The sequence below is a fragment of the Cognatazoarcus halotolerans genome, from assembly GCF_009800965.1.
Classification (GTDB): Bacteria; Pseudomonadota; Gammaproteobacteria; order Burkholderiales; family Rhodocyclaceae; genus Cognatazoarcus; species Cognatazoarcus halotolerans.
This window is the reverse complement of sequence record NZ_WUAF01000002.1, coordinates 271,862-295,493: the sequence shown is the minus strand read 5'-3', so window position 1 is coordinate 295,493 and position 23,632 is coordinate 271,862. Positions and strand designations below refer to the sequence as shown.

The window sequence follows — 23,632 nt, the reverse complement described above, 5'->3', positions numbered from 1 at the left end:
GGGTGTAGACAGTCAGCCCCGTTTTTTAGCCCCTTGAGTAAGGTGCTCATAGCAGGCTTGCCACTTAACGCGAATGTGTTTCCATGTATAGTTTCTGATTTCTACCAAGCCGGAAGTTGTTAAGCGTTTGACGAGGTCAGGGTCGCGTGCGATCCGAAGAATCGCCTCCGACATTCTGACAGGGTCACCCGAGGGCACCAGCAATGCTGTGCGATCATGCGTTGCAATTTGAGAAACTCCTCCTACGTCTGTCGAAACTACTGGTACGCCGGCAGCATACGCTTCGAGAATTGAGACCGGCTGATTGTCAACCAGACTGGAATTGAGCATCAGATTGGCGGATTGATAGAATTCGTGGATTTTTGAATTTTCAATCCGTCCAACGAATACGACGCGCTCACGAATTCCGAGATTTTCACAGATGTTGATAAGGCGTTTATGCTCTGGCCCGACTCCTGCAATACTGATATATGCCTGCGGAAGTTCTTTTAACACCAAGGAAAACGCTGCCAGTGCGGTTGCAATATCGTAGACTGGCTCCAGATTTCGTGTCATCACGATATGAAACTTCTCGGGATCACGCATTTCTGGACGTGGATGGAATCTGGTTGTATCGACTACGTTTGGTATTATTTCGGTGCGAACCCCAAGATTCGCGAAAACGTTCTCGAGATATTTAGATGGGACTACAATGGCGTCTGCCATTTTTAGTGGCAGCAGTGCGAGAGTTTTTTTGCTAACAAAGAAATCTTTTGCGGCGCCGCCATGGTAATTAACAACTATTGGAACTCTTCGCAGGCGAGAGATAGAGATGGTTGGAACAGCAAATAACCACCATGCCCAACCAGAATTGGCAAATACGTGAATGACTGTGCTTCGACCCACGGCACGCCATAGACGAAAGGTGAACGGAATAAGACGAGCAACCGCCCTTAGACCCCGAACCCTGCGCATCCATGACGGTTGATATGGAGCGTTGGTCTCTATCAGTTCGACGGAGTATCCTTCCTCACGAAGATTTGTCAGCAATTGCATAGCCTGAGTTGCCATACCCCCGACCGGAGGCGGAACGGGACCGACTAAAGAAAGTCTCATTCGGTCCATTACTCGCACGATTTTTCTCGGTCAATTTGGTGGACGATAGAAATCAGACCGACAAGCAAAATTAACGTACCTGCAATTGCAAGTACAAGTGTAATCAATGTGGTGCGAAGTCGCTCCATGCGCGCCCGCTGGGGAGCGTTGGTGGCGCTGGCAACAGCCTTGATGTCCGGCACATCGCCGACGATGCTCGCGTAGGCCCGGGCGAGATAGGGATGGATGCTGCGCAAGCCTGCCTGCAACGATCCGCCCTCACGCCTCAATTGGGCGTTGCCCCACCACAGATACCACTCGTCCGCCCCTGCCCGGTAGTATTCTCGGAGGACTTCCTCGCATGCAAACCCAGGACGACCGGCGCCGGCCTTCCGGATGACGATTGCATCAGGATCCCCCTTCAGTGCATCGCGGAACTCGCGCGCGCTCAATGGCCTCCCGCTTGCGGCATCCTCGACGAAGAAGTTGTTGAATACATCCAGGTAGATCCAGCGTTGCTGTTGGCGGTCGAATACCTCGATGGCGGCGTGCCCATCGCCGCCGTAGCCATCGAAGGAAAACGCCCACTCGCGCGCGAAAAGCCCGCTCGCGGAGGCGATCCCGATGAAAGCCTGGGTAAAATCGGAGCACGCCCCATAGCCTTCACGTATCTTTTTCAGGACCACGAAGAGGCCGTCGTCGATGCCCCCCTTGCCCTCCGCATGCTCGGTCAGATAGGAGGAAATGGCGAGCGCGTTCGCCCAGTCGCCCGCTTCGGGCCTGACACCCGCAGCCGCTGCGGCCTGCAGCAGCCTCTCATCGGCGGGCGCATCCTCGACAAGAAAATCGTCGGGGCGCGACGAGGGCGTCCACTCGAAACTGGCGGCGGGCGCCGAGTCGAAGTGCAGCGCGTTACGAAGGCGCACCGCCTCCGAGAGCGGCACTGCCTTGGAAGCGAGTACGGCAAGAAGCGCGAGCAGCAGACAGCACGTTGCGAGCAGTGCGAATCGCAGGCGCCGCTCGCGACCGGTCGGTGTCACCAGCACAATCCTATGTAGTTGGGTACGACCCCTTTGACATCGGTCATGTGAGCAAGATCCACGATCGTGTGCTCCGCCGTGGCACGCGCCTGCACGGCGTCGGACACCGCTCCGCCGGACAGGCCGACGATCAGCAGTTCCGAATTGTCGATCACCTCATTGATATCCTCGCGGATCAATCGACCGATATGGGGAACGTGGCGCTCGATGAAGCTCTTGTTGGCCCCGAGCAAGCGGGAGAGGTGCACTTCCGGATCGTAGACCAACAGATCTAGTCCCTTGCCGATGAGCTGCTCGGCAAGCGTGACAAGAGGGCTTTCCCTCAGGTCGTCGGTACCCGTCTTGAAGGAAAGACCGATCATGCCGACCTTGCGCTTGCCGGTTGACAGAATGTGGTGCAAGGCAAGTTCGACATGTTGCCGGTTGGAGTCGAGAATCCCCCCGAGCATCGGCAACTCGACGTCGCGCTGTTTGGCCAGGTGCATGGTGGCGCGCAGGTCCTTCGGCAGGCACGAACCACCGAAGGCGTATCCGGGCTTGAGATAGGCCGGAGAGATATTGAGTTGCTTGTCTTTGCAAACCAACTCCATGACTTCGAACGGATCGACTCCAAGAGCATGACTGAGCCGCGCGGTCTCGTTTGCGAAGGTGATTTTCAGCGCATGAAAATTGTTGCAGCAGAGTTTGAGCATTTCGGCCGCCCGCACGGATGTAACGTGGAACTCGCACGGCAGATGCCCGAACAGATCCTTCAACTTTCCGATCGCATAGGGATGATTGGAACCGACGACCGTAAAGGGCGGGCGGTCGTAGTCGCGGATCGACGAGCCCTCACGCAGGAATTCAGGTTGGAAGCAAAGATGGAAGCCCTCGCCGTCTTTCTTTCCCGATTCACGCTCGATGATCGGCCGAAGAACGTCTTCGACGGTGCCGGGAACAAGCGTGGAACGGAACACGAATACATGGGGCTGGGTCTTGTTGCGGATCGCCGCACCGAGGTCCTTCGCCAGCCGCAACGCCGCCGACTGATCCTGGCTTCCGTTAGCCGCCGAAGGCGTGCCGACACAGATCAACGAAATCTCGCTGTCGCCCACCGCTGCGGCAACGTCGGAAGTCACCGACACCCTGCCGCTGGCCGCAACGGCAGCCATCAGTTCAATCATCCCTTCTTCGACCACAGGCGTCTTGCCCTCGCGGATGAGCGAGAGCTTTGCAGGTTCGATATCGACCCCGATCACGTTGTGACCGTCCCTGGCGAGACATGCCAGCGACACTGCCCCGACATAGCCGAGACCGAAAATGCTCAAGTTCATATTATTTGCTCACGAGATAGATTGAATCGTTCGCGGACTGCGCGGGCTCACGCCGCCACGGGTCCGCGCTTTCGCCGGAAGGAGTCGATACACCGGTCAACGATGCCGTCCAGCCGCTGCATCGACGCAGACCAGTCATGGTTTGTCAGCATGCGCTGTCTGCCCGCACGGGCGAGACGCTCACGCTCATCGGCGTCCTCCATGATACGAAGCGCGCGGTCAGCGTACTCTTCGGGGGTCTTGCCAACCAGGAAATGCTCCTCATCAAGCGCATCGACGCCCCCAGCCCCCATCGGACTCGTGACGACCGGCACACCCATTGCCATGGCTTCAAGAATCTTGTTCTGGGTACCCCTGGCTATATTGAGCGGCGCCACCATGGCGGCCGAACGAAGGATGTAGGGGCGGACGTCCGGGACCGATCCGGTCACGGTGACTCCGGGAAGCTCGCCGAGCCTGCGAATTTCGGGCGACGGATCGGCTCCGACAATCAGCAACTTTGCGCTGGGCCGCTTCGCCCGCACGAGGGGAAAGGTCTTTGCACAGAACTCAAGCATGCACTCCTGATTCGGATAGTAATCCATGCGCCCGATGAAGCTCAGCGTATCCTCGTCATAGCCCTCACCGTCGGGCTTGAAAAAGGTGGCATCCACGCCATTGGGAAACCAGTCCGTCAGATTGGCCGCACGGTAGCTTTCAAGCGTTTCCCACTCGGCTCGCGTCGTCGCGGTACTCATGTCGAATCGGCGCGCAAGCCGCTTTTCTTCACGCTCCAGCTTTGCCCCCTCGAGCCTGTAGCCGAGTGAGAGTGGAAAAGGCTTGTACTTCCCGTACTCGAGCCATTTCTGTGAATCCATGTCCCCGAAATCCAGAATCTTCGGGATATCTCGCACATGCTCCACATATTGGGCCACCGACGAACAATGCACGAAGATGAGATCGAATCGCTCCCGTTCGAGCGCGGCATCGATGGCCCGCTGCAAGCCTCGCGAGTAGAAATAGCCCAGTGAGGATGGCGTCGGGGTCGGGAGCCTGGCAACCATCCGAAGTGTCTGAAACGGATTGCTGACGACGGCCATCTCGAAACGCTCGCAGTGCGGCGCGATGCCCCGCCCCTCTTCCGCTTCGTCTTCTGACCGGGCCAGCGAGCAGACCGTCACCTTGTGACCCGCTTCGGAAAAGTGCCGGATCATGTTGAAAGGTCGGATCTTTCCTCCGCGCTTCGGCGGAAACGGAAAGCGATGACACACATAGAGGATGTTCATCGGATGATTGCCTTCAGTTCACCGGTCACGTCTTCAGGCGACCGTCCATCAATATACATGCACGCCCAGATCTCGAAATTCATGAGGGCCAGCAATGCGTCGGTATAGTCTTCGCGATTGGCCCGGTGGGCCGAGATCAGCCCCGCGACCGTCGCCGAATCGAACAAACCGCGCGAGCGGATTGCCTCCGGACGCAATACGTGGTCGAGAACGGTTGCCAGCTGTCCTTTGAGCCATGCGCCAATCGGGGTTCCGAAACCACGCTTCTTCCGATGCAGGATGTCCTGCGGGAGAACGTCCTTGAGGGCCATCTTCATGACGTGCTTAAGCTCCCCGCCCTTCACCTTGATACTCTCGGGCATCGCGGCCGCCAGCTGCACAAGTTCGTGGTCCAGCAGCGGAACGCGACATTCGAGCGACACGGCCATGCTCATCTTGTCAGTCAGCATGAGCAGGTCGTCCGGCAATTGCGTGAGCGCGTCGACCGCCATCATCCGATTCAGGCTGTCCGCGCCGGACGCAAGCGCAAATGCACTCTTTACGGCGTCAAACGGATTCGATGGCGCTGCATTCAAGAGGCTTCTTGCCTGATCCTCCGGCATGATCTGCAAATATGCGCGATAACGCTCCTCGAAACTCAGAGTCGAACTCGCCAGAAACCCCTTTGCAAGCCGCATGACATTCAGCGCCGACGAGTGCCTGTCACTCGGCAGCATTCTGCCAACCGCCCGCGCACCGGATTTCAGAAACCCGGGAAGCCGATCGAAGCGTTCGACGTAATGGTTGCCCAGATAGCGCCGGTAGCCTCCGAAAAGCTCATCCCCTCCAACACCGGAAAGGATCACGGTGACGTCGCGACGCGCAAACTCCGAGACAAGATAGGTCGTGAGGAAAGCACTGTCGGCAATCGGCTCGTCCATGTGCCAGAGCAGGCGAGGCAGGAGGCCGATGACGTCCGGTTTGACGACTATTTCGTGGTGCTCCGTCCCGAACAGTTCGGCAACCCTTCTCGCGTAAGGCAGCTCGTTGTACAGCGATTCGGCGCTGCCGCCCTCGAACCCGATCGAGTAGGTCTTGATCGGCAGATCGGTTTCGCGCGCCATGAACGCGACAACCGCGCTCGAATCGATGCCGCCCGAGAGGAATGCCCCGATCGGTACGTCGCTGACCATCTGGCTTCGGACCGAGCGCTCGATTTCCGCTCGCACCCGGGCAGCCCATTCGGCCTCCGACATCGTACGGTCGATGGACGACGATATCTGCCAATAGCCGCTTTCCGATACGGTGCCACCCTCTACCGAAAGCAGCGTCGCAATCGGCAACTTGCGGATCCCTTCGAAGAGCGAGAACGGAGCAGGAACATAACCGAGCTGGAGGTAGGCATGAAGGGCCGTACCGTCCACCCGTCGAGGAACGCCAGGTACTTCGAGGATCGCTTTCGCCTCGGTTGCGAAGATCAGCCTTGTCCGATCCCTGTAGATGTAGATCGGTTTGATGCCCAGTCTGTCCCGGCCGATGAGGAGTTTCCGCTTTCTCGAATCCCACAGTGCAAAACCGAACATCCCGTTCAGGCGATGAACAAACTCCTCGCCCCACTGTTCGTACGCATGAAGAAGCACTTCACTGTCGGATCTGGTACGAAAACGGTGGCCGACCCCCTCGAGTTCGGCCCGAAGCTCCCGGAAATTGTAGATTTCACCGTTGCACACGAGCCATAGCGTTTCATCCTCGTTCGCAATCGGCTGGTGCCCACCTTCAAGATCGATGATCGATAGACGCGTCATCCCGATGGCACAAGGCCCATCGACGTGTGCGCCAAGGTCGTCTGGACCGCGGTGACGGGTAACCCCACCCATTGCATCGAGAATGGAGCCATCAATCGCTTGTCCGTCGAGGGACACGATGCCGTAGATTCCGCACATGTCAGACGGCTCCGGCCAGACCCAGAAGGCCCTGCTGTTCGGCAGGCAACAGGCGTGAGTAAACCTCGCGATACCTTGCCGCACTGTTGGTCCAGTTGCGCTCCGACTCCACAAACGAGCGCCCGGCCCGCTTCATTCGCTCCCATTCGTCACGATGCGTCAGCATTTCGGTGATGCTCCGCGCGAGCGCCTCGACGTTTCCCGCTTCGAACAGAAGGCCCGTATGGCCGTGCTGAATCAACTCACGATGGCCACCAACGTCGGAGGCGACCAGCAAACGACCCTGCGCCATGGCCTCGAGCGGCTTCAGCGGTGTGACCAGATCGGTCAGTCGCATCGATTTGCGCGCGTAGACAAGGACGTCGATCAGGTTGTAATAGCGATGAACCTCGGAATGCGGAACACGGCCGGTGAAGATCACCCGGTCGTCGAGGCCGAGGGAAGCCACCTGCGCCTTGAGGGCGGACTCCTGGGGTCCACCACCGACGAAAAGTGCCCGGATATCGGGAAAGGCGTTGAGCAGGCGTGGCATCGCCGCGACAACCAAGTCCAACCCCTCGTATCCATAGAACGAGCCCGCGAACCCAAGAACCGTGGCTCCCCCGAGTCCCAGTTCGCTTCTGAGCGCCTCATCGGGCGGCACATCGTACTCGAAGGTATTCACGTCGACGGCGTTGGGAATGACCGTGATCTTTGCCGGGGAAATGCCGCGAGCGATGATATCGCCCCGCAAACCTTCGCAAATCGTGGTCACCTGGTTGGCACGCCTGAGTGCCTGCGTCTCTAGCCAGCGAGACAGCCGGTAGCGCAGGCTTCCTTCCGTCGTCGTACCGTGATCGACGGCGGCGTCCTCCCAGGACGCACGCATCTCGTAAACCACGGGAATACCCAATCGGCGGCCGACCCACGTCGCAGGGAGACCGTTCAGAACCGGGGAGTGGGCGTGGATGACGTGGGGCGACAGGCGTACGGCAAGTTCCTCCAGCCGAAGCTCGACCGCTCTCATCAACTGCAATTCACGCAGTACCGGCAGTTGCCCCAACACGCCTTCCGATGGGGGTGTGCGATAGAACTCCCAGCCATCGAACGACTCGAGTTCTGTCGATGCATGCCCCTGCTTGGGCGATGTCAGCTGGTAAGTCTCCCAACCAAGCTTGCGCTGCTCCTTCAAGATGGAGAGCGTCCGGAAAACATACCCGCTGTGAAGGGGTAATGAATGATCGAGTAAGTGAAGTATCCGCAAAGTCATTGGACAAGAGGCTCAGGCTGCTCGGTCGGACGGAGAAATTGACGCATCCCCTGCATACTGCCGCAGAAATGCATTGAACATCAGCAGCGCCCAGAGTGGCGACGAGTAATCGCGCACACCCGACTGATGATTGTCGATCAATTCCTCCAGATAAGACTGATTGAACCAACCGGTCCCGATCAGCTGCCCCTCGAGCAGCGATTCACGCAGGCGTGCGCGAAGCGGCCCCCGAAACCACCTCGCCAGCGGAACAGCAAAACCCATCTTGCGCCGATAGAGGACGTCGTGTGGCAGAAGGGGTTCAAGCGCATGCTTGAGGATGTGTTTCCCCTCGCCGCCCCTGATCTTCAAATGCGGAGAAAGCCTTGCAACCCACTCGATCAGTTCGTGATCCATGAGGGGCTCGCGGACTTCCAGCGAGTGAGCCATGCTCGCCCGATCGACCTTGGTATTGATATCGCCAACCAAGTAGGTCTTGTAATCGAGATACTGCACCATCGATAACGGATCATCGGTCTGCGCGCGAGCCGCATGCCGGTAGAAGGTATCGTCCGCCCTGTATCCGCCCAGTTCGCTTCGCATTTTCCCGGAGAAAAGCTTCTGCCGGGCGGCAAGCGGAAGAATCGAAACACTGTGCATATACGCTTCGACGGAATCGCGCGCCATGGCTTGAAAGGTTGCCTTTGCACGAAACACCCGCGGGGCCCAGTCCGCTTTCGGGTACAGCCATCCGAGTCCACCGAAGAGGCCTCGTCGCAGCGTGTGCGGCAAGACCGACCTCAACCGCTCTTCCGAAAGGTGCGTCCGATAGCGCGTGTAACCTGCGAAGGTTTCATCACCGCCATCCCCTGATAGGGCCACGGTGACATGTTTTCGCGCAAGCTGGCAGACCCGGTATGTGGGAATCGCGGAGCTGTCGGCAAAGGGCTCGTCGTAGAGCCAGGCCAGCGTGTCAACGAGTTCGAAATCGTCTGTCTGGACCAGATCCTCGTGATGAGCGGTCTCGTATCGTTCAGCGACCAGACGTGCATAGGCGGACTCGTCATAGGCCGGATCATCGAACGATATGGAACACGTATTCACCGGCCCGTTCGACAGACCTGCCATCAAGGCGACCACCGCGCTCGAATCTACCCCACCGGAAAGAAAGGCTCCCAGCGGCACTTCGGAAATCATGCGCAGGCGAATGGAGTCGCGAAGGCGTGCGACGAGTTCTTCTTCGGCAGCCACCGCGTCGATCGAGGCGTCCGGGTCAAATCGGACATCCCAATATTCCCGCGGTACCGGTAGAGATTGCCCGCGCCTGACGAGAAGCGTCGCCGCCGGCGGCAGCTTTCTCGCGGCAGTGAATATGCAGCGGGGCTCGGGAATGTAGCCGAGGGCAAAGTAATCCTCCACCGCCAGAGGGTCGAGGTCGACCGGCATTCCGCCGTGGGCGACCAGCGTCTTCAGCTCGGAACCAAACAGCAATTGCCCGTCAGGCAGCTGAGCATAGTAAAGCGGCTTTACGCCGAGTCGGTCGCGAGCCAGGAAGAGCGATTCGGAATTACGATCCCAAAGCGCAAATGCGAACATTCCGCGAAACCGCTCGACGCACGATTCACCCCACGACTCCCACGCATGAACGATCACCTCCGTGTCGCTGCGCGTCCTGAACTGGTGACCCAGTGCCTGAAGCTCCGGAATGAGGTCCTGATAGTTGTAGATTTCGCCATTGAAGACGACCACGACCGAGCCATCTTCGTTGAACAGCGGTTGCTGCCCCGACGCCAGGTCAATGATGGACAGACGCCGATGCCCGAGCGCAAGACCGGGCTCGATATGGGTCCCCCCCTCGTCGGGGCCCCGGTGGTGCTGCGCTTCATTCATCCGCTGCAGGAGTTCCTGCTGCACGGTGCGACGCTGGCGCATATCGAAGACACCTACGAACCCACACATTTCAGGCGGCCTCCCGTTGGTTCGTCAAGCTGTCCGCAGTCCTCGCGAGCATGCGCCGGTAGAGCTGGTCGTAGGCCGCCATCATCCTTGCCAGGCTGAAGCGCGCCTCGACCTTCTCGCGGGCGGCGCTGCCATGGCTCTCGACAAGGCGGGGCGAATCGACGTATTCGGCCAGTCGCAGCGCCATCGTCTGCGGATCCTCGGGCGCCACCAGGGCACCGTTGACACCATCGTCAATCAATTCGGGGTTGCCCCCCACCGAAGTCGCGACCACCGGCAAGCCGCTCGCCATCGCCTCGAGGATGGTGTTCGAGATCCCCTCGCCACGGGAAGGCAGGACGAAGAGGCTCATGCCGCGCATGAGCGCTGCGATATCGCTTCGCTCGCCGGGCAACCAAGCGAGCTCGTTCAGCCCGGCCTCGTGCAGAAGGCGCTGAGCCTCGCTGCGCAACGGACCATCGCCGACGAGCACGAGCCGCATGCGGCTCAAGCCCCGGGGTCGCAGCTTGGCAAGCTGGATGAAGGCTCGCACCAGGGTCAGTTGGTCCTTGACCGCCTGCATGCGACCGACGGTACCGATGACGAAATGCGAATCGGAGTCGAACGGACGGTCGCTCGCCCGCGCCCCGACGGGCGCAAACCGCTCGGTATCGACGCCGTTGTAGATCTGCGAAATTCGCGTCGCCGGAACGCCTACACCCGTCTGCAGGAAACCGGCCAGGGATGCGGACACCGTGACGTAGTGATCGACCCACGGCCGGTAAATGCGCCTCAGCATCCGCGACTTCATGCTCACCCGGCGATGATCGAGGTCGAGGAATCCGTGCTCGCCGTGAATGCGCACAGGCACCCCTGCCGCCCAGGCCGGCACGCTCGTTTCCAGCGCAGCCAGGTTCCGGCTATGCAGTATCGCAGGCTGGAGCGTTCTGAGCAGCCGGTAGATCTCGGGAAACACCCGCCAGGTCTGCCCTTCGGGTTTGTGGAGCGCATACAGGCCGACCTCGGGATTGCTCAGTCGCACGGAGAACTCGGTGATATCGGTCAGCGATATCAGCGCGTGACGATAACCGTCCCTGGGCAGATTGTTCAGCAGATTTACAACGCCGTTCTCGAGCCCGCCAACCGCAAAACGGTAGATCACATGTGCGATCAAGGGCCGTCTGTCGGAGCCTGTCATCGGCTGTCCACCGGCGAGGTGGTTGCGGACGCCTCCGCGAGCATCGACTCGATCGCCGTTCGATGACTGCGGGTGAATGCGTCCAGCGCGGCACTTGCCACATCCGTCTCGAGGTCCATGGACGTGTAGGTAACCACGACCGCCGAACGGTCGCCCCGCCCGAGGATCTTCGCGAGGACCTGGTAGAACTTGGCCATGCGCGGATCGCTCGTCCAATAGCCCTCGATCCAGAAGCTCTGGCGCGCCAACAGCGTCGCTGCCGGACCCTTGACGACGGACTGAATGGCAGGCCTGCCATGGCCATCGGCACCGTCCATCAATATCCTTTTCTCCGCAAGAACATGCCACTTCTTGTTGTCGACATTGACCAGTTCGTTGCCGAACATGATCATCTCGCTGCCCTGGTGCTGGCCGGCATACAGCAGCACATCGAGGCCGACGGTGGTGTCGCCTTCCTTGAAAGTCTGGGTGAGCTCCTGGTGCGCGCCCTTGAAGTCGGTCTCGAACCCCGCGAGGCGCTCGGGAACGACGGTCCAGCCGATTGCCGGACTGATCGGCGACGCATCGATTCGCACCGCAGCGGCACCGTCAAGGCTTCGCGCCACACCGGGCCACACGATTATCGACGCGAGGCCGACGGCCAGGGCCAGCAGGCAGGCGCTTGGCGTGACGCCGCCAGCGATGCCCGGTCTGCTCGAGGCGACGGGATCTTCGTCCTCCCATCGTCGCCCGAGCCAGAATGCCAAAAGAATGATGATGCCGAACAGTACCCAGCCGAGGAACAGGTGATCGATTCCGGTACCGAGCTTGTTGTCGGAGGCATGTGCGATCAGCACGATCAGCAATGCCCGCAGCCAGTTCGCAAGGATCGGCAGGATCAAGGCGACCACAGCGCAGATGATCCGCTTGAAGCGGCTCTGATAGGCAGTATAGGCGTACAGGAAACCCATCATCGCCGAGGCGATGAGGTAGCGAACCCCGCCGCAGGCTTCGACGACCGACCATGCACCGCTTGGCACAATGAAATGCAGCCCCTCCTGGTAAACCGGTACGCCGAGGAATCTCAGCCCGTCCACCGTGGCCAGGGCGGTCCAGTCCATGAGCACCGGGAGCGCAAAATCGCCGAACGGGACGGCGAAGAGAAGAAATCCGAGCGGAAAGAGAATCTGCGCGCTGATCCGGCGACCTGCGACAAGCCACACCAGCAAGGGAATCATGCCGACCATGGCGAACTGGGTCAGGCTCAGGACACCGCCAATGGTCCCCAGAATCCAGGCGACCCCGGCGGCGAGCAGGAAGGGCAGCGCGATCCACGCGGGTCGCATCTCGAGACCGTTCAGCAAATGTCGCCGCCGCCAGATCAGGTATGCGGAAATCGGTGCGACGAGAAAGCCATGGGAGTAGGTGTCGGTCCGGATCCAGATGGAAACGATGGACTCGAAGGTTTGCAGGTAGATCGCAGGGATCAACACCACGGCAAGAACCAGCGCCGCGAGCAATAGGCGCCGATTCCGGATGGTCTGGCCCATGGCCGCACCACGGGACGCCACCGCAGCTTCATGGGCGAGCGGAGCGCCGCCGTGCGCAAGCTCTTCGCGCGACGACAGGTGCACCCGCGCCGGCGAGGGTCGAAGCTCTGCGTTGGAGAGGCTTTGATTCATCGGATTCCTGTCTAACCGAGATTTCTGACGATGTATGGTCCGATCGCATTCGCCACGCCGATCGGCAGACGCCGCCACAGGGCGATGAAGGCCCGGTACTTGGGGTTCATCGGATTGTTCTGCGGCACACCTTCGCGCTTGTAGAGCCGGTACTCATAGGAGAGTGGCTGCGGCTCGAAACCCCAGTTCTTCTTGAAGCTGTACGGTCCGGTTCCGATCTTGCTGCGACCGTAGTCGAACACCTTGCATCCCCGCTCGCAGGCGCGGCGCATCAACTCCCAATACTTGAAATCGTTGGCGGCAAAGTCCCGCGCGGCCACATCGTCACCTGCGTAATACGGCAGCACCTCATCGCGGAAATAAAAGGAAAGGACGCTCGAGAGCGGTTTGCCAGCCTCGTTCGTCACGGTAAGTACCTCGCAACACTCGCCAAAGGTGTGCTTTAGAGCAGCAAAGAAGCGCTTGGGCAAGGCGGGAGTACCATGGCGAAGCACGTTATCCGCGTAGAGAGCGAAGAACCGGTCGACGTCATCATCGATCCGGCTGACGAGATTGTTCTTGATGCCCTTGCGCACCATCGCCCGCTGTTTTCGCGGAATCGCCAGCATGTTGGCCTCGACATCGGGGTCGATGGCCTTGCGGAAAGTGACATAAAGATCCTGGCGCGGCCAGTCCGTATGTCGCGGCTCAACGTTTCGGTACTCCAGGTGCTGAACGCCCAGTTGGAGGGCGATGCGTTCTGCTTCAGCCTCGAGTTCGCTGACAGCCTCGGCATCACCGATCGCGCCGCCATAGACGCAGAAAGGTAGCGAGGTCAGCGCATGGCCAAAGAGCCGCGACTTTACCTGCGCCAACGGCAGGACGCCGACGAGTTCGCCGGCCCGTTCCGCCATCAGGAACCAGGTCCTGTGACGAAAGATCCCTTCAATCAGCCCGCGCCACGCCGAAAGATGGAAGAATGTTCCCATCGGATGCGCTTCGACAAAGGCATCCCAGCGCGACCGATCCTGTTCTGCCATCACGGCAACGCTAATTCTCACCCGATCCATTTCCTGTCCTGCCGTATCTGTATTCAGCGTGCTTCCTCGAATACCTGATCCACCCGCCCCCAGGCAAAGTCGCCGAGAAGCCTGCTGAGCCGGCTTTCCGTTCGATCGAGGTTAACGTAATGCCTGAAGCGGGTTTTGGCTGTGGCTCCGGTCACACGGGGCTGACCGGGATCGAGCTCCCAAGGATGAAAATAGAATATCGCAGGACGCTTGTCACACTCATTGACACGGGCAATACCCCACCGTGATACGCCGTAAGGAAGCAACCTGAAGTATCCACCGCCTCCCGCAGGCCAGTTCCGTCCCATCCAGCGTACGGTCGTCACGGGAATTTCAAGGAGACCGCTTTCGGCGCGATACGGGAAACGCGGCGCGTCGGGCATGCCGTAATGATCGTGCTGAACCGGGTAGATGCTCGAGCTGTAAGCATGCCCGCTCTCGAGCAGGCAGTCATGCGCCCACAGGTTGGCCTTGCCGATCGAAAAACTCGGCGCACGGTAGCCCCTGACCGGAACCCCGGCGATATCCTCAAGTACCGCCTTGGCGAGCTTCACGTCCGAAAGAAATATCTCGCGGGACTGTTCGCTTGCGCGCGCGTGGCCGTAACCATGGCTTGCAATTTCGTGTCCTGCAGCCGCGATTCGGCGAATCAGTTGCGGATAGCGCTCGGCAATCCAGCCCAAGGTAAAGAAGGTCGCCTTCGTGCCGTGCTCTTCCAGAAGATGGAGAATGAGCTCGACGTTGCGTTCGACTCGACACGGAACGACGTCCCAGGTCTTGCGTGGAAAGTGCGGAGCGAGCGCCGAAACCTGGAAATAATCTTCCACGTCGATGGTCAGCGCATTCGCAATGTCGCTCGAGGTGCTCATGCCGCTCCCGATCGATCCTTTGCCTGACGCTTGTCGGCAAGCTCGTTGAGCAGACTCAGGGTCGCGGCCAGAGTCCTCTCGACGTTCGCAAGACGGGCCTCGAATCGCTGTGCATCGAAACTGCCGGCCAGTTCTGACAGGCGGCCGGCAATCTCGGGGTCCAGCTCGACTCCTGCCAACGAGAGATTCCCTGTCGGCCGTGACGCCACCGGGCCGGAAATCGGACGGACGACCGCATCACCGGCGCCGCCAGCCATGTGCTCTTCGTGCAGTTCCTCGACTACGGCCGCAACATCATCGGGCCCAAGCGCCTTTTTCTCGGCAAGAAAGCCGGCAAGAAGAAGGCGGTCACACAGGGTATTGATTCTGCGCGGAATTCCGCTGCTTGCAGCATAGATTGAGTGAAAGGCCTCGGGCTCTATACGGGGCGACTTCCCGTTCCAGTTCACGTGGCCCAGGCGGTGCTCCACATATGCCCGAGTTTCCTCACCATCAAGTGGTCCGAGGTGGTAGGAAGCGATGACCCGCTGGCGCAACTGCTGCATCTGCGGACTCTGCATCATCTCCCTGAACTCCGGCTGCCCGATCAGAAAACTCTGGAGCAGGGAATGATCCTCTAGCTGGAAATTGGACAGCATGCGTAGCTCTTCCACCGCCCCCTGTGTGAGATTCTGTGCCTCATCGACGATCAACAGGGCGCGCTTTCCGGCCGCGGTCGTGGCCACGAGGAAGGCTTCGAGCGCCAGCAGCAGATCCGCCTTGTCGAGGCTGCGTGATGGAATACCAAACGCAGCAGCCACCAATCGCAGGATGTTGTCAGCATCGATCTGGGTGCTCACGAGTTGCGCTGCCACGACTCTGGACGGATCGAGTTTCTCGAGCAGACTGCGCACGAGGGTGGTCTTCCCAGCGCCGATCTCACCGGTGATAACGATGAAACCTTCGTTCTGATGGAGACCATACTCAAGATAGGCCATTGCCCGTCTGTGTCCCCGGCTCCCAAAGAAAAAAGCAGGATCAGGGTTCAGCTGGAATGGTTTTCCGGAAAATCCGTAATAGGCTTCGTACATCGTGACTTGCTCAGAAGCGCGTGCTGACGGAGCCAACAAGCGCGTTTTCGGTGTAATCGTAGGATCCGGACGCGGACTGGTGGCGAAGCACGAGCGACACGGACGTGCGCGGGCTCAACTTGGTGTTGAACCCTCCGGTCAAGGCACGTCTGCTCACGTCCTGCACCGTTATGCCCTCACCCTTCGCATCGCTCACCGAGTACGACAGGGTCAACGACGAAAGACCGTTCAAGCGATGCTGAAGGGAGATCGACGAGGCTTTGGTGATCGTTCTCGAGTATTTGGCGAGATCATCGCCCGGCACGAGCGCCAGATCCGGGGAGAGCGCCGAGCGCTCCGAGCGGCTCGAACGAAATGCCAGCGTATTCCGTGCACCGTTGATCGTGAAACCGAACCAGGCACTGCGATCAATGAATTCCGTATTGGTGATGAAACCGATCGGTGGCACGCCGCTACCAAGCAGGACAGCCAGGGCACGGGCCTGAGCCTCTCGTTCGGCGGGGTCCGAAATCGTCGTCAGAGCATCATAAATCCCTGGGAAAAGCAGGTCGGCGGCACTGACGAACGCAGTCGTCTCGGTGGATGCGACATCTCGAACATAGCCAAGCTCGAAGCTGCTCAACGGCATTCGGTGATTGAACGAAACGTTATATCCCGTGCCAAAGAAGCGGTTCTCGGCAGTAGCAGAGAAATCTGTACGATCGGTCGGACGCCAGTCGAAGCCGCCGCCGCTGAAGCTCCGCGACACGTCCTTGCCTACCGTATAGTCGTTTCGCTCGTGCCCCCCAAGCACTCTCAGATTGAGCTGAGGCGAAACCGAATATATCAAGGTTGCGCGCGCCGTCTGGCTCGCAACCGATCTGATGGCGCTGCCTCCGTCGCTCTCCCTGTCCTGGTAGTTGATATCCCACCCAAAGGGACCAAATGCCAACGGGTTCGAAAGACTCAGGATAGCCGTGCGCTGGTTGCGACTATCCAGCACTTGACCACCGCCACTTGTCCACTCCTGACGGTAGCTCAGATTTCCATTGATATCCTTGCCAAGACGGAATGCGAGTCTCGGAGCCAGGAAGAAACGCCGGACCAGCTCCTGGTTCGACGAATTCAGCTCGTCGCCTAGCGTTCCCGACGAGAAGGCGGAAACGCTCTCGCGTTTGATGGACGCGCCAAAATCGACGAAGAGCATGTCATCCACCGCAATGAACGCGCCATTGCTGGTCAACTGGAGATACGAGGTATTGCGACTCGAATCATTCGCGTAAAACTGTCCGTTCAACGATGCCGCGAAACTACCGCTCAAGCGTCCGGACTTTCGGGAAATCGCCACCCCGGGCGAAATCTGCGTGATCCAGTCACTCCCGGCAGTCCCGTTATTGGCGGCACCGACATTGTCGGTGTAGGTTTCGGAAACGCTCAAAGTCTCGCTGACCATGACACCCTGTGCCGATGCTGACGCCGACGCGAAAACAAGGCCGCATGCCATCAGCGCCCGACAGATCGGTCGCAACATCGAAGCTTCAGGCTGCTTCGACACGTCCATCCCCACTCCCGCCGTAACCGTAACCGTAGCCATAACCATATCCGTAATATCCGCCCGGACCACTTTCGCGCGCCTTGTTGAGCAGCATCATCTTCACCGGGCAGGCCTCGATCGTCGCGATGGCCTGCTGCACGGTCGAATGCGTCGTACGATTTGCTTCGACGACCATCACAACCTGCCCCATGTGCGTCGCCAGCGTTCGCGCCTCGGTGGTGACCAGCAACGGCGGCGAGTCGAAAATGATTATCCTGTCAGCGTAACGGGTCGCCATTTCTTCGAGGAGCTGGTTCATGCCGTCGCTCGCGAGCAGTTCCGTCGCCCTCTCGTGGGCCATACCCGCCGGAAGAATGCTCAATTTGTCGATATTCGTCCGCAGCAGTACATCGGAAAGGTCCATCTGCTCGCCGACGAGCACGTCCATGAGCCCCTTTGCCGCCGGCAAACCAAGATTGCGCAGCACCGACGGTTTCGACACGTCTGCGTCAACCAACAGGACCGTGTAGTCCAGTTCCATGGCGATACTGATTGCGAGATTGATCGCGGTGAAGCTCTTCCCCTCTCCAGGGAGCGAGCTCGTAACCATGATGAGGTTGCCCGCCTCGATCTGCTGAGCCCCACGGCCTTGTGCATTGGTAAGTAAGGGCCGCTTGACGAGGCGATATTGTTCGGCGATAAGCGATTTCGGCTGATCCGGCGTCACCATGCCGAGCTCATTGAGACGCTTGAGATCAATTTTCACATCGACGACAGGTCGCTGAGGTGCCGGCGAAGCCTCCCCGTCGCCCGCTTGCAGGCCCCGCTCGGCTGGCGCAGCCTTCGTCTGCACCCTGGCCCGCTCGGCAGCGCCCCGGGAATCAGTGGTCTCGGCCGCTTGTTGTTCGTCGGCAGGTGGCAATTGCGCACCAGCCTGTTTGAGTTTGTCCAGTCGCTCTACAGCTTTCTCGATAAGACTCACGGCTAACTCCTGGTCAAGCCTGCATGATGGCAAGCATTGCCGTCAGCACTGCAAAGCAGCCGACCAGCCCGGCCAAGCCACCGGCAAAGAAGAGGTTCGAATTCCTGGCCCTGCGTTTGCGCCCATCGTCAGGAATCATCGACACCGTACCAAGCAAGGGAAGACCGGAGATCTCGCGCAGTACTCTCGCATCCTGGAACGTAGGACGCAGTTGGCTCAAGAGGAACATCAGCGCCAATCCCGCGCCAAGCGCGGCCACACCGCCAGCAGGCATGAGAAGCACCCTGTTCGGAGCCGCCGGTTTCAACGGAATCGAGGGCGGATCGATCAAGCGGAATTCGGCAATGCCCGAGGTCGACTCCATTTCAACCGACATGTTCGCGGACTCGCGGCGAGCGACGAGCGACTCGTAGTTCTTCTTGTTGATCTCGTAGTCTCGGTTCAGCTGCGCGTACTCGGCCTCGATCTGAGGCACCAGCTGCGATGCCTTGCGGAGCGCGTCGTACCGACTCTGGTATTCGGACACCCGTGCCTGCAAGGACGCGACGTTCGCCTCAGCCTCACCCATCGCCAGCTTCATTTGCTGATACACGGGATTGGAATTGAGCGATCCGAACTGGCTCGGGGCCTCCTTGCTGCGAAGCTCGATCTCCTTTCTCTTCTGTTCTTCGAGTTGAGCAATCACTCGCCGGGTACCGATTACGTCAGGATGCGCCTCGGTGAAACGCTGAAGCATTCCATCCAGATTCTTCTTCAGGGCATCAATCCGTCCGTCGATATCGGGAATCGACACCGAGGAGAGCGATGGCGCCTGAGCCTGCGGCAACAGCACCGGCTCTTCACCCAATAATTGACGCTTAAGGGCATCACGCGAATTCTGCGCCTCACGCAGTTCAAGTCTCGCCTGCTCGAGATCGGCAGTTACCTTCGACAGCTGGGAAAAATAGTCGGGCCGCCCCTCGCCCATCATTGCCATATTCTTGAGTTTGAACTCCTTGAGCCGATTCTCGGCGTCTTCGAGCTTCTGCTCATATCCGCTGATCTGTTCTTCGATAAAGCGCCGCGCCGTATCCGTGTCCTTTCGCTTGTCACCCAAACCCGACTCAACAAAGATCGAAACGAAGGACTGAACGACCCGGCGGGCGCGCTCGGCCTGCTCATCCTGATACGACAGGGTAAAGAGATTGTCGCGGCCGGTGCTGCGGATGGCGAGACTCCGAGTCATCTTGTCGATCAAGGCCTCACGGTCCTTTTCATTCTTGATCGTGAGGTCCAGATCCGCCATCCGTATGAGTTTCTCGATGTTCGGCCTGCTGATCAGGGTGCGGCTGAGAATAGTGACCTGTTGGTCGATATTCGGCTGGACCGCCAGCCCCGACATCAGCGGTTTCAATACCGATTGCGTATCAACGAATATCCGCGCCGAGGATTCATACCGATCCGGCAGCATGTAAATGCCGATGGCGGCAGCGATGCCGACCAGCCACGCGGCCAGCAGCCCCCACCAGCGGTAGAGCCACATGGCACGTACATAGCCAATCAATTGTCTGACGATATCTTCCATCAACTCACTCTCAACCGGCCGGCAGGCCGTGGTTTATGCTCAGAACCAACTCTGCGGAATGATCAAAACGTCGCCCGGACGCATCTCGACGTTGGCAGACACATCGCCGTCCTTGATGAGATCCTTGATCCGCACGCTGTATTGCTTGTTGCCCTCGGAGGTGCGCAGAATCGTGGCCCGATTGCCATCGGCAAAGTCAGTGATGCCCCCCACCGCAATCATGAGATCAAGCAGGGTCATCTTCTGGCGATAAGGCAGGGTCTGCGGCTTGGCGGCCTCGCCAACCACACGGATCTGTTCGCTGTACGGCCCGACGAATCCGGTCACGATAACGGTCACGACCGGATCGCGAATGTACTTGGCGAGTTCCTTCTCGATATCACGCGCAAGCGTACTGGGATCCTTGCCCATTGCGGGAAGGTCCTCAACCAGGGGGGCTGTGATCTTGCCGTCAGGCCGCACTGGCACGGAAGACGACAGTTCCGGGTTGCGCCAGACCTGAATGCTTACGCTGTCGCCCGGGCCGATCAGATAGTTGTAATCCGCCGATGCAGCGGCAGGAGGTGCCGGCGGGAACTGGGTGGCACAACCCGCGGCGGCAACAGCAAGCAGCGCAATGGCCACCATGCGGAAAATCGAGAAAACCGAACAACGCAAACTGGACATGATCACCTCACTTCTTCGGCCAGACGGACGGGCAAGCATGCCCGTACAGGATTTCACCGATGCTACCGGCACACGGCGCATGGGCGTAGGAACAAATGCACGCGGCGGGAATATACAAGATACTTCTTCCCAACTATGCAAACTGAAAAAACCCCGCCCGAATCAGCTGTCAGCGCTGCATCGGTTCGGAGCGGCGCTTCCGGCTCGAGCACTCGGCAATTGGGGCAGCCCTTCCGGGCGTCAGAACGATCTGCGGACCTCCACGTAGGCGCGATCGCTGTGATCGAAACGTCCAAAAAGGCCCGTCCGATCACCGCCGAAAAGATCCACCCCGCCCTGCAGTCGCCAAAGAGGATCCATCTGCCAGACCACTTTCGGTCGAACCATGAAATCACCACGATTGAACGTGGCGACGTAGAGCACCTCCGCCTCGAGTGAATCCCCGAAACTCCGGTTAAGCAAAAGACTATAGCCGGTCTCGTTGGCATCGACACCGGTCAGCGGATCGGCGGAAAAATGTCGCCGGCCGAACAGCTGGCCGTTGACGCGCCAGACGTCGCGCACCGGCACGTCGAGGCCAACCACCATGTCGGCCATGTCTGTCTCATGCAAGCCATTCGGTGCCGCCGGATCCGCGGTATTGAGCGCGCGTCCGTGGGTGTGGACCAATTCGCCCTTGAAGACAGCCCCCCCCAGGTCCTTGGAGAAAGTACCTCCGATCTGGCGAATCCGGTCGTGGCGCGGTGTGAACACGATTACCGGAGCGCCTCCGGTCAAATCGACACTCCCATAATAGGTCGGTGATACGTCGGTGCTCCGATAGAAAAATGCACTCATATCCCAACCCGACACCAGCGTAGACAACCTCGCTCCCCAATTGGAATTGCCAAGTCGCTGCTCCGGACGCTCCTCGCCGGCAATCCGGTAGTTCGGCACCGTCGGAACGAAACCATAGAAATCGGAACCGGGTTTACCGATATTGTCTATTGCCGGAAAGGGAATCCACAGCAGCTCCGCATGGACGTCATCCATGAAGTATTCGGCACGCGCGGCCCACTGGGGAATCCGCAACTGATCGAACTCGGGCAGATAGAATTCACGTGTGTCGCGCGCCGAAACCACATCGGCAAAAAAAAGGCCGACCATCTCACCCCAGATGACATGCTGTCGCCCAAGCCGAAAATCCCACTCACCGGCGGAGACATCCAGATAAGCCTCTCGCAGAGACAACTCCGAGCGCTGATTTCGCTGGACGGCGGAAGGATAGAAATCATCCTCCAGCGTGTAGGCGCCATCGATGTCGGCCCTCGCCCCCAGCTTCCACTTAACGCCGGCACCTAGCTGCCCCCCCGCGCTTGCCTCTCCACGAACACGCAGCTTCGACCAATGGGTCGGTTCGGAGAATGTGTAAGCAGCCGCACCTTCCACGAAACCGGCAATTCGGGGCGTTGCGGGTTTGTCGCCAGGCAGCGTCAATAGAGCATCCAGATCGTCCGAGGCAAATACCAATAATGGCAGCATGGTCAGACCGGCGATCAGCGCCTTTCTGGTTTCAGGCATCACATTTTCCTTCTCGAGTAGGGTTGGGCACGAGTCGAAACGGGCGCGCAGCACCGAGCATCCGCGTCGCCGCGCACCGTTGGTCACCGTGTTTATACCTCGGGTGCTTCCTCGCCGCGCGTCTGATCCTGCACGAACACCCATCCTTCGTCGCTGCGGACACCCAGCTGCGTGATTCGGCCATCCTCGATACGTACCAGGCGATCGGCCATGTTCATTACCCTCCGATCGTGGGTAGAAAAGATGAAAGTCGTCTGGTAACGGCGATTGATCTTCTTCATCAATCGAAGAATCTCCTCACCGGTCTTGCGGTCCAGATTCGCCGTCGGCTCATCGGCAAGCACGATCCTGGAATGGGTAGCGAGTGCACGTGCAATCGCGACTCGCTGACGCTGGCCGCCTGAAAGCTGATTGGGCCGGTGATCCGCATACTTGGAAAGCCCGACCATCTTCAGATAACGAGCAACCCGCGCATCGCGCTCGGCCTGGCCAAGCTCAGGAAACTGCAGCAGGGGGTATTCGACGTTTTCTGCCGCAGACAGAACCGGAAGTAGATTAAAGGTCTGAAAGATAAAGCCGATGGTACGGGCACGCAGGTCGGCAAGCTGGTCCGGCGTCTGTCCCGAGACATCCTTGCCTTCCACGACCACCTTGCCACTACTCGGCGTATCGATGCACCCGATGATGTTCAGAAGCGTGGATTTTCCGCTACCCGAAGGGCCGGCGATGGCCAGAAAGACGCCTGGCTCGATTGCGAGCGAAACATCGCTCACAGCCGTCACATCCTGCTCTCCCAAGCGGTAATGCTTGCTAACATTTTCGAGTTTTACGATTGCCATCCCGGTATACAGTCGCAGACAAGATGTTAAGAGGATATCACCATGCCAGCTTTCGAAAGAACACGTCGACGCTTGCTGATTGCGGCCCTGGTCGCTGCATTTGGACCAATGGGCCCGAATCACGCGCTGGCCGCAGAAGAATCGAACGCCCCAGGGGAAGATCCGATCGCCAGGGAGATCGTCCGCAAGGCAGACGAGATCCGTTTTCCGCGTAGTGGTTTCCAGGTCGACATCCGCATCGAGAGCAAGAACGGAGAGAATCAGCAGGATAGCCGCACCTACCGAGTGTTGTCGAAAGGCTCGGAAGACAGCGTGGTGCTCACCATGGAACCCGCCTCGGAACGCGGTCAGGCTCTGCTGATGAAGGGTCGCGACCTGTGGGTCTTCCTCCCCAGCGTATCGCAACCAGTGCGACTTTCCCTCGCCCAGCGATTGACTGGACAGGTGGCCAATGGCGATCTCGCCCGCGCCAATTTTTCGGGTGACTACGTCCCCCGAATACTACGCACCGAGGACTACGACGGCGAAAAAAGCCAGGTGCTCGAGCTCAAGGCAGCCGATCGGGGCGTCACCTACGCAAAGGTGATCTATTGGGTGCGGGAAAAGGACGGGCGGCCGCAAAAGGCTGAATTCTATTCTCTTTCGGGGCGCCTCCTGAAAACCTGCCGCTACGAGGACTACAAACGGATGGCTGGCACCAGTCGCCCGACCCGATTGGTCATGGAGGATGCACTCAAGAAGGGCGAGATTTCAGTGCTGAGCTATTCCGAAATGGCCGAAAAGGATCTGCCGGACAAGCTGTTCACCAAGGAGTATCTGAAGAAGCTTCAGTAACACGTTTGCGCATTGGGGTAAGGAAAATCTCAGTGCGCAAGCAGCAC

Annotated in this window: 19 protein-coding genes; 1 reads left to right on the top strand and 18 read right to left on the bottom strand. The window is 59.3% G+C overall.

All coding sequences use genetic code 11. The annotated features are described in order from the left end of the window. Positions 1-12 precede the first annotated feature (12 nt). From GQB03_RS04305 to GQB03_RS04220, 18 genes are all read right to left on the bottom strand, one after another. Positions 13-1,050 (bottom strand): glycosyltransferase family 4 protein, encoded by a 1,038-nt coding sequence (locus GQB03_RS04305; protein WP_268817520.1) that lies wholly within the window; start codon positions 1,048-1,050, stop codon positions 13-15. A 53-nt stretch (positions 1,051-1,103) separates the two neighbouring features. Continuing rightward, the gene (locus tag GQB03_RS04300; protein WP_159684834.1) at positions 1,104-2,120 is read right to left on the bottom strand and encodes a hypothetical protein; all 1,017 of its coding nucleotides are present in this window, start codon (positions 2,118-2,120) and stop codon (positions 1,104-1,106) included. Further along, positions 2,111-3,427: a nucleotide sugar dehydrogenase gene (locus tag GQB03_RS04295; RefSeq protein ID WP_159684831.1), complete on the bottom strand. Its 1,317-nt coding sequence runs from the start codon at positions 3,425-3,427 to the stop codon at positions 2,111-2,113. Before GQB03_RS04295 ends, GQB03_RS04300 begins: the two co-directional genes overlap by 10 nt. Before the next feature lie 47 nt (positions 3,428-3,474). Beyond that, positions 3,475-4,692, bottom strand: coding sequence for a TIGR03087 family PEP-CTERM/XrtA system glycosyltransferase (locus tag GQB03_RS04290; protein ID WP_159684828.1), 1,218 nt, complete (start codon positions 4,690-4,692; stop codon positions 3,475-3,477). Next, complete coding sequence (asnB, locus tag GQB03_RS04285) at positions 4,689-6,614, bottom strand: asparagine synthase (glutamine-hydrolyzing) (protein WP_159684825.1); 1,926 nt, start codon at positions 6,612-6,614, stop codon at positions 4,689-4,691. Before asnB ends, GQB03_RS04290 begins: the two co-directional genes overlap by 4 nt. Position 6,615: 1 nt before the next feature. Beyond that, positions 6,616-7,857, bottom strand: coding sequence for a TIGR04063 family PEP-CTERM/XrtA system glycosyltransferase (locus tag GQB03_RS04280; protein ID WP_159685299.1), 1,242 nt, complete (start codon positions 7,855-7,857; stop codon positions 6,616-6,618). 18 nt (positions 7,858-7,875) lie between these two features. Continuing rightward, positions 7,876-9,801 (bottom strand): XrtA/PEP-CTERM system amidotransferase, encoded by a 1,926-nt coding sequence (locus tag GQB03_RS04275; RefSeq protein ID WP_159684822.1) that lies wholly within the window; start codon positions 9,799-9,801, stop codon positions 7,876-7,878. A gap of 1 nt (position 9,802) precedes the next feature. Then, entirely contained in the window at positions 9,803-10,978 is a 1,176-nt protein-coding gene (locus tag GQB03_RS04270) for a TIGR03088 family PEP-CTERM/XrtA system glycosyltransferase (RefSeq protein ID WP_159684819.1), read from the bottom strand. Further along, positions 10,975-12,639, bottom strand: coding sequence for an exosortase A (xrtA, locus tag GQB03_RS04265; RefSeq protein WP_159684817.1), 1,665 nt, complete (start codon positions 12,637-12,639; stop codon positions 10,975-10,977). The genes GQB03_RS04270 and xrtA overlap by 4 nt, the downstream gene beginning before the upstream one ends. A gap of 11 nt (positions 12,640-12,650) precedes the next feature. Then, complete coding sequence (locus GQB03_RS04260; RefSeq protein ID WP_159684815.1) at positions 12,651-13,688, bottom strand: FemAB family XrtA/PEP-CTERM system-associated protein; 1,038 nt, start codon at positions 13,686-13,688, stop codon at positions 12,651-12,653. Positions 13,689-13,711: 23 nt separating this feature from the next. Beyond that, entirely contained in the window at positions 13,712-14,557 is an 846-nt protein-coding gene (locus tag GQB03_RS04255; protein WP_159684813.1) for an XrtA system polysaccharide deacetylase, read from the bottom strand. After that, positions 14,554-15,627, bottom strand: a complete 1,074-nt coding sequence (locus tag GQB03_RS04250; RefSeq protein WP_159684811.1) for an XrtA/PEP-CTERM system-associated ATPase — start codon at positions 15,625-15,627, stop codon at positions 14,554-14,556. The genes GQB03_RS04255 and GQB03_RS04250 overlap by 4 nt, the downstream gene beginning before the upstream one ends. 10 nt (positions 15,628-15,637) lie before the next feature. Beyond that, on the bottom strand, positions 15,638-17,167 hold the full coding sequence (locus GQB03_RS04245; protein ID WP_159684809.1) for a TIGR03016 family PEP-CTERM system-associated outer membrane protein: 1,530 nt from the start codon (positions 17,165-17,167) through the stop codon (positions 15,638-15,640). Beyond that, positions 17,145-18,122 (bottom strand): XrtA-associated tyrosine autokinase, encoded by a 978-nt coding sequence (locus tag GQB03_RS04240; protein ID WP_159684807.1) that lies wholly within the window; start codon positions 18,120-18,122, stop codon positions 17,145-17,147. Before GQB03_RS04240 ends, GQB03_RS04245 begins: the two co-directional genes overlap by 23 nt. Before the next feature lie 13 nt (positions 18,123-18,135). Continuing rightward, entirely contained in the window at positions 18,136-19,686 is a 1,551-nt protein-coding gene (locus GQB03_RS04235) for an XrtA system polysaccharide chain length determinant (protein WP_159684805.1), read from the bottom strand. 39 nt (positions 19,687-19,725) lie between these two features. Beyond that, the gene (locus GQB03_RS04230) at positions 19,726-20,313 is read right to left on the bottom strand and encodes an XrtA/PEP-CTERM system exopolysaccharide export protein (RefSeq protein ID WP_235026948.1); all 588 of its coding nucleotides are present in this window, start codon (positions 20,311-20,313) and stop codon (positions 19,726-19,728) included. A 279-nt stretch (positions 20,314-20,592) separates the two neighbouring features. Then, entirely contained in the window at positions 20,593-21,999 is a 1,407-nt protein-coding gene (locus GQB03_RS04225) for a DUF1302 family protein (RefSeq protein WP_235026941.1), read from the bottom strand. Positions 22,000-22,004: 5 nt separating this feature from the next. After that, positions 22,005-22,751, bottom strand: a complete 747-nt coding sequence (locus tag GQB03_RS04220) for an ABC transporter ATP-binding protein (RefSeq protein WP_159684803.1) — start codon at positions 22,749-22,751, stop codon at positions 22,005-22,007. A gap of 108 nt (positions 22,752-22,859) precedes the next feature. Between GQB03_RS04220 and GQB03_RS04215 the strand changes: the two genes are divergently transcribed. Further along, positions 22,860-23,585, top strand: a complete 726-nt coding sequence (locus tag GQB03_RS04215; RefSeq protein ID WP_235026939.1) for an outer membrane lipoprotein-sorting protein — start codon at positions 22,860-22,862, stop codon at positions 23,583-23,585. The last annotated feature ends 47 nt before the right edge of the window (positions 23,586-23,632 follow it).

Coding starts and splice junctions, on each gene's coding strand:
- xrtA (WP_159684817.1), bottom strand. CDS start 12,639: ATGAATCAAAGCCTCTCCAACGCAGAGCTTCGACCCTCGCCGGCGCGG.
- GQB03_RS04270 (WP_159684819.1), bottom strand. CDS start 10,978: ATGACAGGCTCCGACAGACGGCCCTTGATCGCACATGTGATCTACCGT.
- GQB03_RS04295 (WP_159684831.1), bottom strand. CDS start 3,427: ATGAACTTGAGCATTTTCGGTCTCGGCTATGTCGGGGCAGTGTCGCTG.
- GQB03_RS04250 (WP_159684811.1), bottom strand. CDS start 15,627: ATGTACGAAGCCTATTACGGATTTTCCGGAAAACCATTCCAGCTGAAC.
- asnB (WP_159684825.1), bottom strand. CDS start 6,614: ATGTGCGGAATCTACGGCATCGTGTCCCTCGACGGACAAGCGATTGAT.
- GQB03_RS04275 (WP_159684822.1), bottom strand. CDS start 9,801: ATGTGTGGGTTCGTAGGTGTCTTCGATATGCGCCAGCGTCGCACCGTG.
- GQB03_RS04255 (WP_159684813.1), bottom strand. CDS start 14,557: ATGAGCACCTCGAGCGACATTGCGAATGCGCTGACCATCGACGTGGAA.
- GQB03_RS04235 (WP_159684805.1), bottom strand. CDS start 19,686: ATGGAAGATATCGTCAGACAATTGATTGGCTATGTACGTGCCATGTGG.
- GQB03_RS04230 (WP_235026948.1), bottom strand. CDS start 20,313: ATGGTGGCCATTGCGCTGCTTGCTGTTGCCGCCGCGGGTTGTGCCACC.
- GQB03_RS04260 (WP_159684815.1), bottom strand. CDS start 13,688: ATGGATCGGGTGAGAATTAGCGTTGCCGTGATGGCAGAACAGGATCGG.
- GQB03_RS04245 (WP_159684809.1), bottom strand. CDS start 17,167: ATGGACGTGTCGAAGCAGCCTGAAGCTTCGATGTTGCGACCGATCTGT.
- GQB03_RS04215 (WP_235026939.1), top strand. CDS start 22,860: ATGGGCCCGAATCACGCGCTGGCCGCAGAAGAATCGAACGCCCCAGGG.
- GQB03_RS04220 (WP_159684803.1), bottom strand. CDS start 22,751: ATGGCAATCGTAAAACTCGAAAATGTTAGCAAGCATTACCGCTTGGGA.
- GQB03_RS04305 (WP_268817520.1), bottom strand. CDS start 1,050: ATGGCAACTCAGGCTATGCAATTGCTGACAAATCTTCGTGAGGAAGGA.
- GQB03_RS04290 (WP_159684828.1), bottom strand. CDS start 4,692: ATGAACATCCTCTATGTGTGTCATCGCTTTCCGTTTCCGCCGAAGCGC.